This window comes from Paenibacillus sp. CR_12 (assembly GCF_041953985.1).
Taxonomy (GTDB): domain Bacteria; phylum Bacillota; class Bacilli; order Paenibacillales; family Paenibacillaceae; genus Paenibacillus_AQ; species Paenibacillus_AQ lautus_A.
The window spans coordinates 40,695-56,188 of the sequence record NZ_JAVFHO010000008.1; the positions used below are offsets into that span (position 1 = coordinate 40,695).

General features: G+C 50.5%; 12 protein-coding genes. 6 read left to right on the forward strand and 6 right to left on the reverse strand.

The window, feature by feature from the left end; translation table 11 throughout:
- Window positions 1-143: 143 nt before the first annotated feature.
- The 4 genes from RB297_RS23975 to RB297_RS23990 all read right to left on the reverse strand — a co-directional run bounded on the left by RB297_RS23975 (window position 144) and on the right by RB297_RS23990 (window position 3,530).
- On the reverse strand, window positions 144-626 hold the full coding sequence (locus RB297_RS23975) for a hypothetical protein (RefSeq protein ID WP_009593297.1): 483 nt from the start codon (window positions 624-626) through the stop codon (window positions 144-146).
- Window positions 623-1,420 (reverse strand): DUF3100 domain-containing protein, encoded by a 798-nt coding sequence (locus RB297_RS23980; protein WP_015736873.1) that lies wholly within the window; start codon window positions 1,418-1,420, stop codon window positions 623-625. Before RB297_RS23980 ends, RB297_RS23975 begins: the two co-directional genes overlap by 4 nt.
- A 33-nt stretch (window positions 1,421-1,453) precedes the next feature.
- Window positions 1,454-2,716: a M20 family metallopeptidase gene (locus tag RB297_RS23985; protein WP_375121642.1), complete on the reverse strand. Its 1,263-nt coding sequence runs from the start codon at window positions 2,714-2,716 to the stop codon at window positions 1,454-1,456.
- 214 nt (window positions 2,717-2,930) lie between these two features.
- Window positions 2,931-3,530, reverse strand: coding sequence for a short chain dehydrogenase (locus RB297_RS23990; RefSeq protein ID WP_375121643.1), 600 nt, complete (start codon window positions 3,528-3,530; stop codon window positions 2,931-2,933).
- Window positions 3,531-3,796: 266 nt separating this feature from the next.
- Here RB297_RS23990 and RB297_RS23995 point away from each other — a divergent pair, with 266 nt between their 5' ends.
- The 6 genes from RB297_RS23995 to RB297_RS24020 all read left to right on the forward strand — a co-directional run bounded on the left by RB297_RS23995 (window position 3,797) and on the right by RB297_RS24020 (window position 11,460).
- Entirely contained in the window at window positions 3,797-4,750 is a 954-nt protein-coding gene (locus tag RB297_RS23995) for an ABC transporter permease (RefSeq protein ID WP_015736876.1), read from the forward strand.
- A 12-nt stretch (window positions 4,751-4,762) separates the two neighbouring features.
- Window positions 4,763-5,692 (forward strand): carbohydrate ABC transporter permease, encoded by a 930-nt coding sequence (locus tag RB297_RS24000; protein ID WP_009593207.1) that lies wholly within the window; start codon window positions 4,763-4,765, stop codon window positions 5,690-5,692.
- A gap of 89 nt (window positions 5,693-5,781) precedes the next feature.
- Window positions 5,782-7,278 carry an ABC transporter substrate-binding protein gene (locus tag RB297_RS24005; RefSeq protein WP_375121644.1) on the forward strand — a complete coding sequence of 499 codons (1,497 nt, stop codon included), beginning with the start codon at window positions 5,782-5,784 and terminating at the stop codon, window positions 7,276-7,278.
- 133 nt (window positions 7,279-7,411) lie between these two features.
- The gene (locus tag RB297_RS24010; protein WP_375121645.1) at window positions 7,412-9,175 is read left to right on the forward strand and encodes a sensor histidine kinase; all 1,764 of its coding nucleotides are present in this window, start codon (window positions 7,412-7,414) and stop codon (window positions 9,173-9,175) included.
- Window positions 9,150-9,911, forward strand: a complete 762-nt coding sequence (locus RB297_RS24015) for a response regulator transcription factor (RefSeq protein ID WP_375121646.1) — start codon at window positions 9,150-9,152, stop codon at window positions 9,909-9,911. Before RB297_RS24010 ends, RB297_RS24015 begins: the two co-directional genes overlap by 26 nt.
- A gap of 28 nt (window positions 9,912-9,939) precedes the next feature.
- Complete coding sequence (locus tag RB297_RS24020) at window positions 9,940-11,460, forward strand: ABC transporter substrate-binding protein (protein ID WP_375121647.1); 1,521 nt, start codon at window positions 9,940-9,942, stop codon at window positions 11,458-11,460.
- Between the two features lie 148 nt (window positions 11,461-11,608).
- Here the strand turns inward: RB297_RS24020 and RB297_RS24025 are convergent, their stop codons facing one another.
- Window positions 11,609-12,040 (reverse strand): DnaJ family domain-containing protein, encoded by a 432-nt coding sequence (locus RB297_RS24025; protein ID WP_375121648.1) that lies wholly within the window; start codon window positions 12,038-12,040, stop codon window positions 11,609-11,611.
- A gap of 317 nt (window positions 12,041-12,357) precedes the next feature.
- On the reverse strand, window positions 12,358-15,483 hold the full coding sequence (lacZ, locus tag RB297_RS24030) for a beta-galactosidase, LacZ type (RefSeq protein WP_375121649.1): 3,126 nt from the start codon (window positions 15,481-15,483) through the stop codon (window positions 12,358-12,360).
- Between the last annotated feature and the right edge of the window lie 11 nt (window positions 15,484-15,494).

Genomic DNA, 15,494 nt, shown 5'->3' on the forward strand with positions numbered 1-15,494 from the left:
GTCAACGAGAACGGGGCTGCGGCAGACAAATGAGCCATTTACCAAACGAGGCGAAAGCTATCTGTTTCGCTGTTGAACGAGAAAAAGATGACCTCCGTTTTTCGGAGGTCATCTTTTTTAGCTTCTTGGCTTTGTTCCATATTTTACTTACCGGACAAATAGAGGCCGAGCTCTGACAACAGCGCGCTTCCCACGTACGTGCCCGTGAACACGAACACCGCAACGATCGCCACGCGCCAGGAGGTTTTGCGAAGATCAACCAGCCTGTCGGCTACGGAAATGCCGGCGAACGCCAAAATCGGAGTGGTGATGGACAAAAAGTTGACGTTGGCAATGGCGTCCACAAACACATCCGAAATCAGGCAGCAGATCAGCGAAACGATCGATACCCAGCCGAGCACCGGGAATTCCTGCAGGAATTTCAGCGGAACCTTTTTCATCAGCGTCGAGATCAGAACGCCGATGAAGGAAAAAAGCCAAAGCACGGATAAGCCGGCTATCGTCCCTATCGTAATATGGCCTTCGCCGTTTTTGATGAACTTCATTTGCTCCGTAAATAAAATAAGACCGACGCTAAGCAGCAGGACGAGGGCATATTTTGCGTATTTATTCAAACCGGTGCTCATTTCTTTTCACCTCTGACCATTAATTTGTACATAAACCGCTGCAGCGGAACCGCGAGAAATACCATCGTATACGTTCCGAGAAAGCTGGTAAGCAGCTGGCTCGCAGCAGCGTATCCGTTAATGGTCTCCGTCATCTCAGGAGAATGGGCGATTAACGCGGAAGAAGAGCCTGTCATCATGCTGGCGGAACCGACCCCGGAGGACATCGCCAGCGCTTCGATCGAGAAGCCGGCGGCAACCATGACCGGCGCCAGAATGCTGAAGAACAGCGTGCCGAATAGGGTACCGATAATATAGAGGGACAGTACCCCGCGGCCTTCGTCGGAGTCGAGCGTATACTTCTCGGAGATGTAAGCGAGTTCCCCTTCCCTTCCAAGTCCAAGCGTAGCGCCGATGGCTTCCCTTCTCAGGCCGAGCAGGATGGCGATGGGAAGTCCGAGCAGAATCGTCCCCAGGTTGCCGATTTCCTGAATGATGAATACCCAGCCTACTTTTAAGATTTCTTCTAATCTAGGAGCAACGTCGGCGCCGTATCTCGCCATGAGCGGCAGCATAATAAAGATCAGATACTTGCTGGAGAAACCGACGTTTTCCTTGCTGTAAATTTTCTTCATCAAGCCTTTCCGGAATATCGACAAGCCGAGCACCATCGTGATCAAAATGGCGAATACGAGTGGAAGCAGGCTTATTTTCACGGAGCCGACCTGGATGGACTGAATGCCGATAAATTCGGCAACCGCTATAACAATGAGCACGAATGCAAGCAAATAGAGATACTGTAGTTTTAACTTCATGCCATGATGTCCTCTTTTCTGTTTTTCTGTTTCTTAATGGGAGCCAACGATCGAAGCAAGGAGCTGCTCGTATTCGGCGAATGTGCGGCGGTACAGCTTCGAACGGTCGATGCGTCCGCTCATGCGCTCCAGCACCTGCGTTATAAATCTCGGGAACACTTCATAAATAAATTCCGGATCGATATCCTTGAAATCGTCGCCGTGGATCGTTCCCGTAAAGCCGCTGTAGCCGATTTGAATGCAGGGCATCATGAAGGCTAAATCCCCAATGTCTCCTGCAGCGCTGATGGCGTTGTTGTTCCAAATACGGGCGATCTCCTCGTTATCCTGGAACGCCTCCAGCACGAACTCGGACAAATACCGGTCCTGAACGAACGGCAAATATCCCATCTGCGTCTTAATCTCGACCTCGCCTTGAAGGGCCAGCGCGCTGCCCCTGGCCGCATCGTCCATCTTGGAGGCCGCTTCCTTCATGTAGTCCACCGACTGGGTGCGCAGATCGCTGCCAACCGTAATCCGATTGGGAATGACGTTTGTCGACATGTCGGACTCCAGGACGATCGGGTTCATGCGGACCTTCTCGCTGTCCTTCATCTGCTGCCTGCTGAGGCCTAACGCCACATTGAACAGGGTCGACATGCTGTAGGCATTTTTGGCGGAGAAGGGATCAAAACCGGCGTGGGTTGCTTTTCCGGTAAACGTGTAATGCTTATATAAGAATCCGGCCAGGTCGCAGTTGATTTCGATCGTGCGCTCGGCAAACTCTCCTCCCATGGCGTGTACGCACAGCCCGATGTCGATATCGTCGAACACGCCGAGTTTCATCGCTTCGGGTTTTCCTCCGTAATAGGAGATCTTGCCGCTTCCGAGCAGCTCGTCCCTGTAAGCGAGATCCAAATACTCCTCGGCGGGAATAAAAATAAACGTTAGACTATAATCCAAAGCGTCGTACGCCTTGGACTCGAAATAATGCTTGTATAAAGCCAGGGCAATCGCCACCTGCGTATAATGACCGCAATTGTGTGCCGCACCCGTTGCCTCGTCCGATCGCCAATGGGTTGGAGCATATACCGCATCAAGCTCCGCGATAAAAGCGATGTTCAGCGGCTTGCCGCCGCCAAGCGTTGTCCGAAGGCCGGTTGTGCTGAATGATTGCAGCTCGATATCCGGATTAACCTTTTTCAGAAAATCCGCTACCGTTTGATTGGTTTTAAATTCCTTGTAGCCAAGCTCAGGGTTATCGAATATGGTCTGTCCTACACCTGCAATTTCTTCGTACTGTTCTTTAAAACTCATAGCTGCCTCCCTCTTGATGAAAATAATCCTAATGTTAGTTTAGTTTTCTTAATTGTGTCAATAAAAATCACGTTATATTATTTTCCTATAGAAGTGATTATATTTACATATAACGCTCTAGTTTTCCCTTTGTTCAATAGCTGCAGATGAACGAAAGAAAAAAGAATCCGGATTAAACCCGGATTCTTTTTTCTAGTTTTGTGCACTTTTCTCATTAATAAACTTCATAGTTTTGCCCGGTTTGAGCCCCTTCCACACTCTTTTTATACGCAAGCGCTACACGTGCGGCCGGCACGGCTTCAAAGCCCGGGAAAAACTCGCCATATTTTTCTAGGGACTCCACTAAAACATTAGGGCTTACGCTGTTTATGCGAATTCCCCTTGGCATTTCAATGGCTGCGGATTTAACGAAAGCCTTGACACCGCCGTTTGCCATGGCCGCCGATGCGCCCTGAGGAATGGGATCATCCATCATAATTCCGGTTGTTAAGGTAAAGCTTCCTCCGTCATTCATATAATCCAGTCCTAGAAGGACTAGATTAATTTGGCCCTTAAGTTTGCTTTCAATGCCAATCTCATTTAGCTCCGGCGTCAATTCTGCAATAGGACCAAAATGCGCACCGCCTGTTGCGCTGATGACCGCATCCACTTTTCCGATTTTTTTATACATGTCTTTAATGCTGTTGACGGAAGTAATATCCACTTGGGCATCGAAGCCGTTTCGCCCAGCATGTACGATTTCGTGATTTTTTTCTAATTCTTTAGCGACTGCTCGTCCGATCGTGCCGCTTGCGCCAATGATTACTACCTTCATGTGCAGCCTCCTTATTCCTATGAGATTTCAATTATATTATACCCCTGGTTTTGCTTGAAGACATTGAAAGAACTCTTGGAGAACGGCCTTGAAATATTATAATAAAAAACCATGTTCTGTAAATGTCCGTCCTAACAAGTCTTTCGAACCTAACGTTTGTTGACTATAGTATCAAGTTTGTTATCTGGAAGCAGCGTTTCCTCCTCTTATACAATGAAATCAACAAGTGCACGACAAGCGAGATTACACCGTAAGGAGTGACAGACATGAGCTCTCAAGCCGAACCCAAAAAACGAAAGCGCTTACGAATGCGCTGGCACAAGCAGGATACGGAATTGACCCTCTTGGCGCTGCCAACCACGATCTGGTACATCCTGTTTAGTTTCTTACCGATGTTCGGGATCATTATCGCCTTCAAAAATTTCAAGATTAGCGGCGGGTTCTTGAGCAACGTGTTCAACAGCCCTTGGATCGGGTTCAAAAACTTCGAATTTCTATTCAAGTCGAATGACGCCTGGATCATTATTCGAAACACGATAGGATACAACATTGTGTTTATTGTGCTGGGGATCGTTCTGCCCGTCCTATTCGCGATCATGATCGGCCTCCTCCACAGCCGCAAAGCCAGCAAAGTCTATCAGACGATGATGTTCCTCCCCTATTTCCTGTCGTGGGTCGTCGTATCCGCCGTAGGCTGGGCGTTCCTGAGCTTCGATAAAGGGATCGTCAATCAAATGCTCGTCTCGATGGGCAGCGATCCCATTAATTGGTATATGGAGCCGAAGTATTGGCCGTTTTTTCTGATTCTCTTGAATGTTTGGAAGGGCCTGGGCTATGGCATGGTCATCTATCTGGCGACCATCACGAGCATAGACAGCACCTATTATGAAGCAGCCGTCATCGATGGCGCGTCCATTTGGCAGCAGACAAGATTCATTACGCTGCCCATGCTCAAGCTGGTGATCGTCATGATGTTCATACTGGCGGTAGGGCGCATATTTTACACCGATTTCGGTTTGTTCTATCAGGTCACGCGAGACTCCAATTCGCTGTTCAACGTGGCGACCACGATCGATGTCATGGTGTATAAACAACTGAAAACGGCTACCGTAGGCATGGCATCCGCAGCCGCATTCGTACAGTCTGTTCTGGGATGCGCTACGATTCTGGCCGCTAACTGGATCGTTCGCCGAATCGATCCCGATAGCGCGATGATGTAAGGAGGCAAGAAGATGACATCGAAATCTACTTATCAGACAGGCCTTGAGAAGTTTAACCGCACGAACAAAGCCGTCAATCTTTTGTTCAACCTGATCTTCATTCTGTTGGCGCTGCTCTGCGTCATACCTGTAATCGTTGTCCTGTCCATCTCCTTCTCCAGCGAGGAGTCCATCCGTGAGACCGGATATCATCTGCTGCCGGTTGCCATGTCGGCCGAGGCTTACGTCTACATCATCAAGCAGGGAACGATGATTCTGCGGGCCCTCGGCGTATCAGCCCTCGTTACCGTGGTCGGTACCGTGCTCGGGGTGCTGCTGACCGCCTCCATGGGTTACGTTCTCTCTCGCCCCAACTATAAGTTGCGGGGATTTCTGACCTGGGTGGTATTCATTCCGATGGTATTCAACGGCGGCTTGGTATCCAGCTACTTCATCAACACGAATTTGCTGGGACTGAAAGATAGCATCTGGGCGCTGATTCTCCCGCTCGCCGTTTCATCGTTCAACGTCATCATATGCAAAACCTTTTTCAAAAGCACGATTCCCGACGGGCTGATCGAATCAGCCGAAATCGACGGCGCGAGCCAGCTGCGAATCTTCTTCTCCATCATCATGCCGATCTCGCTGCCGGTCATCGCCACCATCGGACTGTTTCTCTGCTTTGCTTACTGGAACGACTGGTTCCAATCGATGCTGTATATCGACAACCAGAACCTCTATTCCCTGCAAGCGCTGCTCAACAGCCTAATGAGCAATGTGGACGCCCTCGCGAAGAATGCTGCGAGTATGGGCGTAAGCTATGCCATGCTCGTCGCAACGATGCCGAAGGAATCCGCCCGCATGGCGGTCGCCATTCTCATCGTGCTGCCTGTAGCATTCGCCTACCCTTTCTTCCAGAAGTATTTTATTTCCGGATTGACGGTCGGCGCCGTGAAGGGCTAATGACGAAATAAACCAAGACAAGCTTGGTTTATGATAAATATCCGCTGTACAACACTCAGGTAATTCAACTTCAAAAAGGGGGAAATGAAATGAAAAGAGCATTAAAGTTCATCTCTACGCTGTGCGTGCTGACGCTTATGTTGACTGCTTTGGCAGCCTGCGGCGGCTCGAAGCCTGCACCTGCGACAGACGGATCCCAAGCGACGCCGGACACATCCAATGACACCGAAACGGAAAGCAAGGATGTACCCACGTTGACCTGGTGGACCATCGGCGGCCAAGTGCCTAACAATTTCAGCAAAGCGGTTGATGCCATGAATGCCTACACGGCCGAGAAGATTGGCGTGAAGGTCGACATCAAGGTAGCCAGCTGGGGCGAATGGGACACCAAAATGAATACCATCGTGAATACCGGCGAGCCATTCGACATCATGTTCACGAACAGCGGTAAATACAGCAAGCAAGTAGCTATGGGTGCGTTTGCCGATATTACGGATCTGGTTCAGAGCGAAACGCCGGACTTATACAAATTGATTCCCGAGAAGGTATGGGAAGGCACAAAGATCGGCGGCAAATATTATTCCGTTCCGACTTACAAGGATTCCGCGCTGACGCAGTACTGGGTATTCGATGATAAGTACGTGCAAAAGTACAATATCGACATCAACAACATCAAAACATTGCAGGATCTGGATAAGCCGCTTCGCGACATGAAGGCCGGCGAAGGCAAAAGCTTCTATCCGCTGCCAATGACGCAAGGCGAAGGCTTGAACGGCTTCTTTAACGACTACGACGATTTAACCCTGGGCTTCCCTCCGATCGGCGTCAAAGCGGACGACGCATCGCGCACGGTTGTCTCCGTGCTGGAACAGCCTGATGTTGTGGCTAATCTGAAGCTGCTGCATCAATGGTACCAGGATGGCATCATCAACCCGGATGCGCCGACGAAGACGGAGAACGACAAAGGCAGACCGTTCTTTGCGGCCCAGGCATTCCCGGGAGCCGAGATCAGCTGGCAGATCAATGACGCCATCGAGAAGTACGATATGGTTCAGCATTACGGCCCGATCTATACCACCAGTACGATTCAAGGCTCGCTGAACGCGATTTCGGCGAATTCCAAGTATAAGAAGGAAGCCTTGAAATACCTCGAGTTGGTGAATACGGATCCTAAACTTCGCAATATGCTGGCATTCGGCGAGTTGGGCGTGGATTACAACAACGTCGATGGCGAAAAAGTGATTGAGCGTACATCCGATACTTGGCCGCTTGCGGCTTACACGCAAGGCACGTTCTTTAATCTGGCGGTTACGAAAGGCGCTCCTGAAGATCAATGGGAGCAGGTTAAAAAGCTGAACGATGCAGCGACCTCCTCCACCGTCCTCGGCTTTGCGCTGGACATCACCGATCTTCAGACCGAAGTGGCAAACTGCCAGGCCGTGTGGGATAAATACAAATATGAAATCATTACAGGAGCATCCGATCCGGAGAAAGTGATACCGAAGGTCACCGCTGAATTAAAGTCGGCCGGCATGGATACGATCATGCAAGCCGCCCAAGAGCAGATCAATAATTACTTCAAGTAAATTCCTGCATCCCTTATTAGGACACTTTTAAGGGATGCTTTTTCCATCCTATCTATGAAGCTTGGCGTGAATCGTGTTACATTGAGATTAAGCTGCGCATATTTAAAGCGACCTGCTGCAATTGAGGTGTCGTATGGGCTCATTTTTACAAATCAAAATCTATCGCCACAAGTTTATTGCCTATGTCATCTTCGTCGTGGTCATCGGTCTGACGCTTGGTACGCTGACCAGTGCCATGCTGCTGAATCAATGGGTGGGCAATGCCCGCATCGAGGCGGCTAATGCCTTTGCGCGCGTGGAGAATGAGCTGCAGTATGATGCTGACCGAATCGAGGCTTACATGCAGCGCATCTACTCCAATCCCGGACTGATGGACGATGCTCGCAGCTTTCTGAGCAGCAGCGCGGAAGGCTATTTAACCAGCAGGCTGCAGAACAGCCATTTCTCCCAGCCGCTGGTTTCATTTCCCGAGGATGTGAAGACCTATCTGTACAGCTGGGCGCAGGGCGAAATCACGCAGATTAGCCTGCATACCGATCATTACGGCAATGTCGTACGTTTTAATGAGCATGGGATAACAAGCTTTACCTTCGGGCTGCCGAATACGGACGAGGCGTTCCGCGATACGATTATGAAGGGCTTCGTCTATCGCAAGAAACTGTCGAATCCGACGGCGGGCGCTCAGGAGTTCGGGGAAATGCGCTTTTTGGTCAGCAGCGAACAAATCTTTAAATCCATTCGAAATTTCCGGTTTGGCAATGCCGCCGCGGTCAGTGCTACCGGCGAAACCTACCTCATCGGCAATGGGCAGGACCAGGACTTGGAGGAGCTGTCCCGACTGGCCGAGGCAGACGGCCGCAGCCATGGTTTTATATCGAGGGGTGTACGGAAGCATATCTTATTCGTTTCCTTTCCGTCCACCAAGTTTAATTTCAAATTTATTAGCATCATTGATTTATCCATGCTGATTCGTCAGCATGCCGGGATGCTGGTCGCCATCTTTCTGATCGTATTGACGGCCATGGTCAGCGTGCTTCTTCTCATCGCATACAATATGCGGGACGATGCCCTCTTCCTCCGCCGCATCATTCAATCGATCGGACGGGTAAAAATGGCCAATTTTACGCCGAACCGCCCCGCCCGGTACCGTCGCAACGAATACGGCATGATCGCCCGGGAATTGGACGATATGATTCAGCAGCTGGACAAGCATATCCGCAATGAGTATCTGCTCAAGATCAAGCAGCAGGAAACCGAAATGAAAGCGCTTCAACACCAAATCAACCCTCATTTTTTATACAATACGCTGGAGGTTATCCGTTCCACGGCGTTAGTGAATCAGGACCGAGACACCGCCGACGCCATTGCTACGTTAGGCACGCTCTATCGTGAAATCGTCAAAAAGGAAAATATCATCTCGATTGCTAGCGAGCTGGAATTGCTGCAGAAGTACTTGGAGATTATGGAGTTCAAGTATCCCGAGCGTTTTTATTATCAAATCAATGTCGAGCCGGCGCTGCACTCGATCCCTACCGTGAAATTCTGGATGCAGCCCCTGGCTGAGAATTTTTTCATTCATGGCTTTAACGCGAATCATGAGTTTAATCTGTACGTCGTCAACGGCTTTGAAGCGGATGATGGTTATGTGCTGGAATTCGTGGACAACGGAAGCGGGATTCCGCCGGAGCGTTTGGATATCGTTCGCAGCACGCTGTCCAACCATGATGAAACTTCTTCCCATAGTATCGGACTGCGCAACGTGTATACGCGCCTTCATTTCTTTTATGGAAACGGCCTTTCGATCGAGATTGAGAATAATGAGGAAGCTGGAGTCAAGATTTCCGTGCGGATTTCAAAAGAGGTGATTGAACATGTACAAACTGATGATTGTGGATGACGAACCTCAGATTTTGGAGGGAATGAAGCGAATCCTGGATTGGAAGCAATACGGATTTGGACGGATCGAAACCTGTGAATCCACGGGTGAAGCGATGTCCAAGGTGGTGGACCTGCTGCCGGACGTCGCCATTTTCGATGTCTGCATCGGCAAGGAGCTTGGATATGAAGCGATTCAGAGACTCAACGAATTTCAAATCCCTACGAAATACATCATCATGAGCGGCTACAGCGAATTCAAGTATGCTCAGGAAGCCATTCGGTGCGGCGTCAAAGACTATCTGCTCAAGCCGGTCGAACGTACCAAGCTGCAGCAAGTGATCGAGAAGATCATCGTCGAGGATCTGGGCGGTTCGATAGGTAACCGAAACGGCGAAAGCTTGAACCAGGATCCGGTGCTTGGCGTTAGCTATGACAGCTTATCCAAGCTGGTGAACCGGATTCTGCTGATGATCAGGACGGAGTATGCTCAGAACATCACCTTGAAATCCGTGGCGGAGCGCTTCCAGATGAACAGCACCTACCTCGGACAATTGTTTCTCAAAGAAACCGCGATGAAGTTTTCCGAATACCTGATGGCTTACCGCATGCTTCTGGCACAGGAGAGAATTCAATCGACGGATGAGAAAATTTCCTATATCGCGTTTTCCGTGGGTTATAACAATCTCAATTATTTTTATACGCATTTTCACAGCTTTTTCGGGAAATCTCCTTCTGAACTGCGGGGAAAAGGGTAACGCATACGTGGCGGAAAGGAGGACATCGATGGTTAAATACGCTAGACGCTTACGGTCTTTAATGATGATCAGCCTGCTGCTGCTGTTCACATTCTATACAACCGGCTGCTTCGGACAGCCTGGCTTTGACGACGAACCGCATGTCGGCGACACGGTCAACCTGATCTATTATACGATCGGTGAGCCCGATAAGGATCTTCGCCTCGTCAATGATAAAATCAATGAAATCATGGCTCGCAAGATCGGCGTGACGATCACCTATATCAAGGTAAGCTGGCAGGAATATGAAGATCGGCTGAACACGCTGATATCCGCCGGAAGTCCGTTCGACATTGCTTTTGCGCCCGACTATGCAACCACCGCGATGCGTGGAGCCTGGCTGAGGCTTGATGACCACCTGGCCGGCCTGGGCAAGGATATGTACGAGGCCATCGATCCCACCTTTTGGCAGGGGGTCCGCATGAACGACGGCAGCATTTACGGCGTCCCTACCAATAAGGAGTTAGCCGTACGCGATCAGTGGATGTACCCCGCCTCGATCGTGGACAAACACCATATCGACATCACCAAGTACAATACGCTGGAATCGCTTGAGCCTCTCCTCCGGATGATTCAGCAGAAAGAGCCGGATTACATCCCTATGGAGTTGGATCGGGATTCCCATAATTTCTTCGCTCTCCACGGATACGAATATATCATGAACCATAAATTGCCCTTGATGATCAAATCGCTCGACCCGGACGCACCGGTGGTGAATATCTTCGAAACCAAGGAGGCCCGGCAGGTTCTCGATACGCTGCGGCGTTATTATAAGCAAGGCTTCATCAATAAGGACGCGGCGCTGCGCGAGCCGGGAGGGCTCAAACGAGGTGCCAAGGTGTTCTGGAAGTCCTCCGGCGGGGGCCCGCTCTCGGAGACGACTTGGAGCAAGGATCGCGGTTATAAGGTGGTAGCGAATCCCGTAACCCCCAGCACCGTTACTACGGAATCCGTCCGGGGAGGCATCATGACCGTTAATGCCAATACCAAGCATCCCGTAGAATGCATTAAGTTTCTAAATTTGCTTAATACGGACCCCGAAGTACGGAATTTATTCAATTATGGGATCGAAGGCATCCACTACACATTGGACGAACAGGGGCAGGTCGTTCCGAAAACAGACAAAGACAGTCATGGCGTACCGATCCCGGATGCGCCTGCAAGCAGCTATTCAGGCGTGCAGTACACGCAGGGGAATTGGTTTATCCTGAAAACCATGGGCGGCGATAACCCGGACCCCCTCGACAAATGGGAGCAATTCCGTCAATACAACGCCGGAGTCGTCAATTCCACCGTGCTCGGATTTACGCCGGATCTATCCGCGCTGACCGCTCAAACCGATAACATCGAGATGGTCTGGCATAAATATTATCCAAGCCTCATGACGGGCTCCGTGGATGTCGATGCGATCCTCCCCAAGTTTAACGAGGAGCTGAAGCAAGCAGGCATGGATGACGTGATACGAGAGGTGCAGAAGCAGCTGGATGCTTGGCGCAGCGGCAGGAAGTAACTGCTGGAATCCGCTTCCCTGATTGGTTCGGCCTTGGCCCCAAATCGAGAAATGGACCCTATTCAAAAGAGACCCTAAAGCGGATAACTTCAGAGTCTCTTTCGCTTGTTCACCTGGACGGTAACGGGGAGCACATTTAAGATATTCTCTACTCCCACTTTTCATAGGCTGCGTGCAAATGGGTCCCGGACAGGAGGCCTTTTTGCAGCTGCGGATTCGGAACGATCCGGTTATACTTCATAATTTTCTGGTTGATGGCCTCTACCTCGGCCTCTGGAATCGCACTCGGATCCTGAAGGTCCAAAAGACGCTTGATGTCGGCGGCGATCTCTTTTCTCAGCTCCACCCATGCCGGCTGGTAATTCGCGTTCTTCATGATACTGGTTAGCACATCGCCGTCCTCGATCTTGATCGGCTTTCCCTTCAACGGCAAGTCGTCAAAGCCACCTTCTCTGGCAAACTTGTCGATGGCCGATTCCAGGAGGCCGCTGCTCGTCGACGTCGGGCGTCGTTCTTTTTCCTTTTGCTGATTTTCTTCAGCAGCAGAAGCCATTTCTTTAGCGTCATTGTTCAAATCCATATCGGACACCTCCATTTTTACACATCAGGGAAATAAATCCGTTTCTCAAATGATATGTCAAAGAATTTGTACTTCCCGTTCTCGTCCTGCTTAATATGCAGCGCAAAGTCCTTCTTCATCGAACGTCAACCGAAATTATCCAAAATATAACATACATCACATGGTTTTAACAGTCGCTTTCGGAATCAAATTCGATGATGCGGGACGCGGCATATGACGGATTCATACCACGGTTGTGCTGATCATGCTTACAACGAAGGCATGAAACAACGCTCGGCCCAACCATATTGGTGAGCCGAGCGTTGTTTGGCATTCTGCTATTTCATGAATAGGCTTTTGCATATCGTAAATTCAAAGGACATGTCCGTCGAAGGATCGAGTTGATACTCGTCATGAACCGGAGCCCCCCAACTGTCGTCACCCCCAACCCCCATTTGCCGACCGGCAATGGTAACAACGGTATGGTGAACATTCGGCAGCTCATAATGATGCGTCGCATTCTCCAGCTCAAATGCGGTATAGGGCGATATATTCGCTTCAACCGGTGCTGCCGCCGAGGCTTTTATCGTGAGACCATGACCTTGATCGCTCGTTATGGATACCTCCCGCACGCCTGTACGATTGCCCGATTCCTGCGGTACCAAATAGGCTGAAACATGATCCGCCGCACGACTTCGGAAGCGACATAATCTAGCTCCGAACGCACGATCGATATAGTTCTCTTCCGGCCCGTTTGCATACCAATCCAGGTTGTCGTAGTCCGCCGGCACTTTGAAGGTAAGAGCAAAGATCGGCAGCTTCGGCAGCCCCGGCTCTCCTTGATACCCCGACTTTACGTGAATGCTGCCATCGGTAAACACCGTGTAGGATACACGCACCCGTATTCCTTCGGATACGCTCAGTTTATACACGTAGGTCACGGTTGCGCGGTCTGAGTACTCCATTAGCTCGCAGCTTTCCGTTCTTCGAGTCAGGCTTGCCGCATACCAAAGCGCGGAGTCGAACGGCAGTCCGGCCCCTTTATCGTTATCCGTCATCGCTCTCCAGAAGAGCGGCGCCGGCGGCGAAGAGATCATCTCCCGTCCCGCATACTTGACCGATATGAGGGTCCCTGCCTGCTTCGAGAACATGACGGAGAAATCGCGTCCGTGAACGCCGATATTTACGTCCCCTTCAACTACACGGAAATCATTCGCCGGCTTATCCTGCGATACCTCTGAACCTGATTGCAGGCGTTCTGCCTCCGACGCTGACGCATTGTCAGTATCATCAACGGCCAACGTGTCCTCCACTTGGAAAACTAACTGTCCAAAAGCAATTTCATACCCGGCTTCCGCCCATAACGAATCCTTCTTGGTCATGAGTGAAACGTCTAGCGAATACTCACCGGCTGGATACCCGGCCGCAGGCAGTTCCAGCTTTACATATCTCTCTTCGCCGGGACCAACCTGGGTGCATACAGCTCCGCTGTAGATTTCCCTGCCTTCATGATACAGGGAGTATTTTACACGATAAGCATCCAAACCCACGAACAAATTCTCGTTTCGGATCGTGACGCCATAACGATCCGGTGTCAGCTTGATGTTCTGATACAGGAATTTAACTTCCTGCATTTTGGGGGACCATGTCCGATTTGCATATACGATGCCGTTGCCGGAGAAGTTGTAATCGGTTGAGCGGTCGTCAAAATCCCCTCCATAGGCCATAAATGGCTTGCCGTAACGATCATGTTTCACGATAACCTGATCCATGAAATCCCAGATGAAGCCGCCTTGATACATCGGATACTTCCGTTCCAGCTCCGTGTATTTATGCAATCCACCGACGGAATTGCCCATGGCATGCATATACTCGCAGCTGATATAGGGCTTGGAAGGTTCGTTTTGCAGATACTGTTCAATATCTGCAGGTTTTGCATACATGCGGCTCTCCATATCGCTCGCATCGTCATATTCCCGGTTATGGAACACTCCTTCGTAATGCACGAGCCGGGTAGGGTCCTTCTCCCGGAAAACATTCGCAACGTTTCGAATGACTTCACCCGCATAAGACTCGTTGCCGCAAGACCAGATCAATATCGATGGGTGGTTCTTGTCCCTCTCGATCATGGAAATCGCACGATCCAGAACGATATCCTGCCATTCCGGCCTGCTGCCCGGTATGTTCCAGGATGGCTCAACAGCCCCCATTTTCTGCCACGATCCATGCGTCTCCAGATTCATCTCGTCGATGACGTACACGCCGTACTCGTCACACAGCTCGTACCACAGCGTCTGATTCGGATAATGCGACGTCCGAACGGCGTTGATATTCGCCTGCTTCAATGTCTTGATATCCCACAGCATATCCTCTTTCGTAATGCAGCGTCCGCGATGGGAATTGAATTCATGCCGGTTGACGCCTTTGAATACAATGCGCTTGCCGTTTAAGAGCATCACCTTGTCGATCATCTCGAATTTGCGAAAACCTATCTTTTGCGGCACGACCTCCACAAGGTTTCCGGATGCGTCATAGACGGATACGTACAGTGTATATAAATTAGGTTCTTCTGCGCTCCACCGCTTGACCTTTCCCGCAGCTAACGCAATCGACGCCGTTCCCTCGGAAGCTCCGGTCTCCCCCCGGACCACTGGATTTCCTGCTGCATCCTTAAGCTCAAAGACTATTTTCGAAGCAGGCCTGCCCTTAAGCTGCATGGCAGCCTTCAGCGTTCCAAGTTCATACGTTTCATCCAAATCGGTTTGAACATGCAGATCCTGAACATGAACGTCAGGTACCGTGTATAGATACACGTCGCGAAAAATTCCGGAAAAGCGCCAAAAGTCCTGATCCTCCAGCCAGCTTCCGGTGCTGCGTTGATAGACCTCTACAGCCAGCTTATTCTCGCCTTCCGCCAAGTACGGCGTGAGGTCGAATTCGCTCGGCGTAAAGCTGTCTTCGCTGTAACCGACAAACTCCCCGTTCAGCCATAGATAGAAAGCCGATTCAACTCCCTGAAAAGAAATGTACAACGGACGCTGCTGCCAGCCGGCAGGAACGTCGAAATACTTCACATAGCTGCCCACGGGATTGTGGTCCTCTGAGATCATCGGGGGTCTAAGAAACTCCACACCGTCCCATGGGTACATGGTGTTCACGTATTGCGGCTGCCCGTAACCCTGAAGCTGGATATGTCCGGGAACCTCAATATCATCCCATCCTCTGCAGGATGCGTCCATTGTATAAAAATCCGCTTGGCGTTCCTTGGCGTTATGCGCATAACTAAACTTCCAGCTTCCATTCAGACTGCGGCGCCAAGGCATCTCTCCAAGCCATTCGGCTTCCCGTATCGTTGCGTAGTATCGGTGATCGGAGTGCGCAGGCATCCTGCCTACCGCGAATATGCCGGGATCGGACAACCATGCAAGACTTGGCGCGACTCCCCGTTCAACCTGCTGTTTCATCTGTTCTCCTC

Excerpts from the sequence above, each read along its gene's own strand:
- RB297_RS23995 (WP_015736876.1), top strand. The coding sequence starts at position 3,797 with ATGAGCTCTCAAGCCGAACCCAAAAAACGAAAGCGCTTACGAATGCGC.
- lacZ (WP_375121649.1), bottom strand. The coding sequence starts at position 15,483 with ATGAAACAGCAGGTTGAACGGGGAGTCGCGCCAAGTCTTGCATGGTTG.
- RB297_RS23975 (WP_009593297.1), bottom strand. The coding sequence starts at position 626 with ATGAGCACCGGTTTGAATAAATACGCAAAATATGCCCTCGTCCTGCTG.
- RB297_RS23985 (WP_375121642.1), bottom strand. The coding sequence starts at position 2,716 with ATGAGTTTTAAAGAACAGTACGAAGAAATTGCAGGTGTAGGACAGACC.
- RB297_RS24000 (WP_009593207.1), top strand. The coding sequence starts at position 4,763 with ATGACATCGAAATCTACTTATCAGACAGGCCTTGAGAAGTTTAACCGC.
- RB297_RS23980 (WP_015736873.1), bottom strand. The coding sequence starts at position 1,420 with ATGAAGTTAAAACTACAGTATCTCTATTTGCTTGCATTCGTGCTCATT.
- RB297_RS23990 (WP_375121643.1), bottom strand. The coding sequence starts at position 3,530 with ATGAAGGTAGTAATCATTGGCGCAAGCGGCACGATCGGACGAGCAGTC.
- RB297_RS24015 (WP_375121646.1), top strand. The coding sequence starts at position 9,150 with ATGTACAAACTGATGATTGTGGATGACGAACCTCAGATTTTGGAGGGA.
- RB297_RS24020 (WP_375121647.1), top strand. The coding sequence starts at position 9,940 with ATGGTTAAATACGCTAGACGCTTACGGTCTTTAATGATGATCAGCCTG.
- RB297_RS24005 (WP_375121644.1), top strand. The coding sequence starts at position 5,782 with ATGAAAAGAGCATTAAAGTTCATCTCTACGCTGTGCGTGCTGACGCTT.
- RB297_RS24025 (WP_375121648.1), bottom strand. The coding sequence starts at position 12,040 with ATGGATTTGAACAATGACGCTAAAGAAATGGCTTCTGCTGCTGAAGAA.
- RB297_RS24010 (WP_375121645.1), top strand. The coding sequence starts at position 7,412 with ATGGGCTCATTTTTACAAATCAAAATCTATCGCCACAAGTTTATTGCC.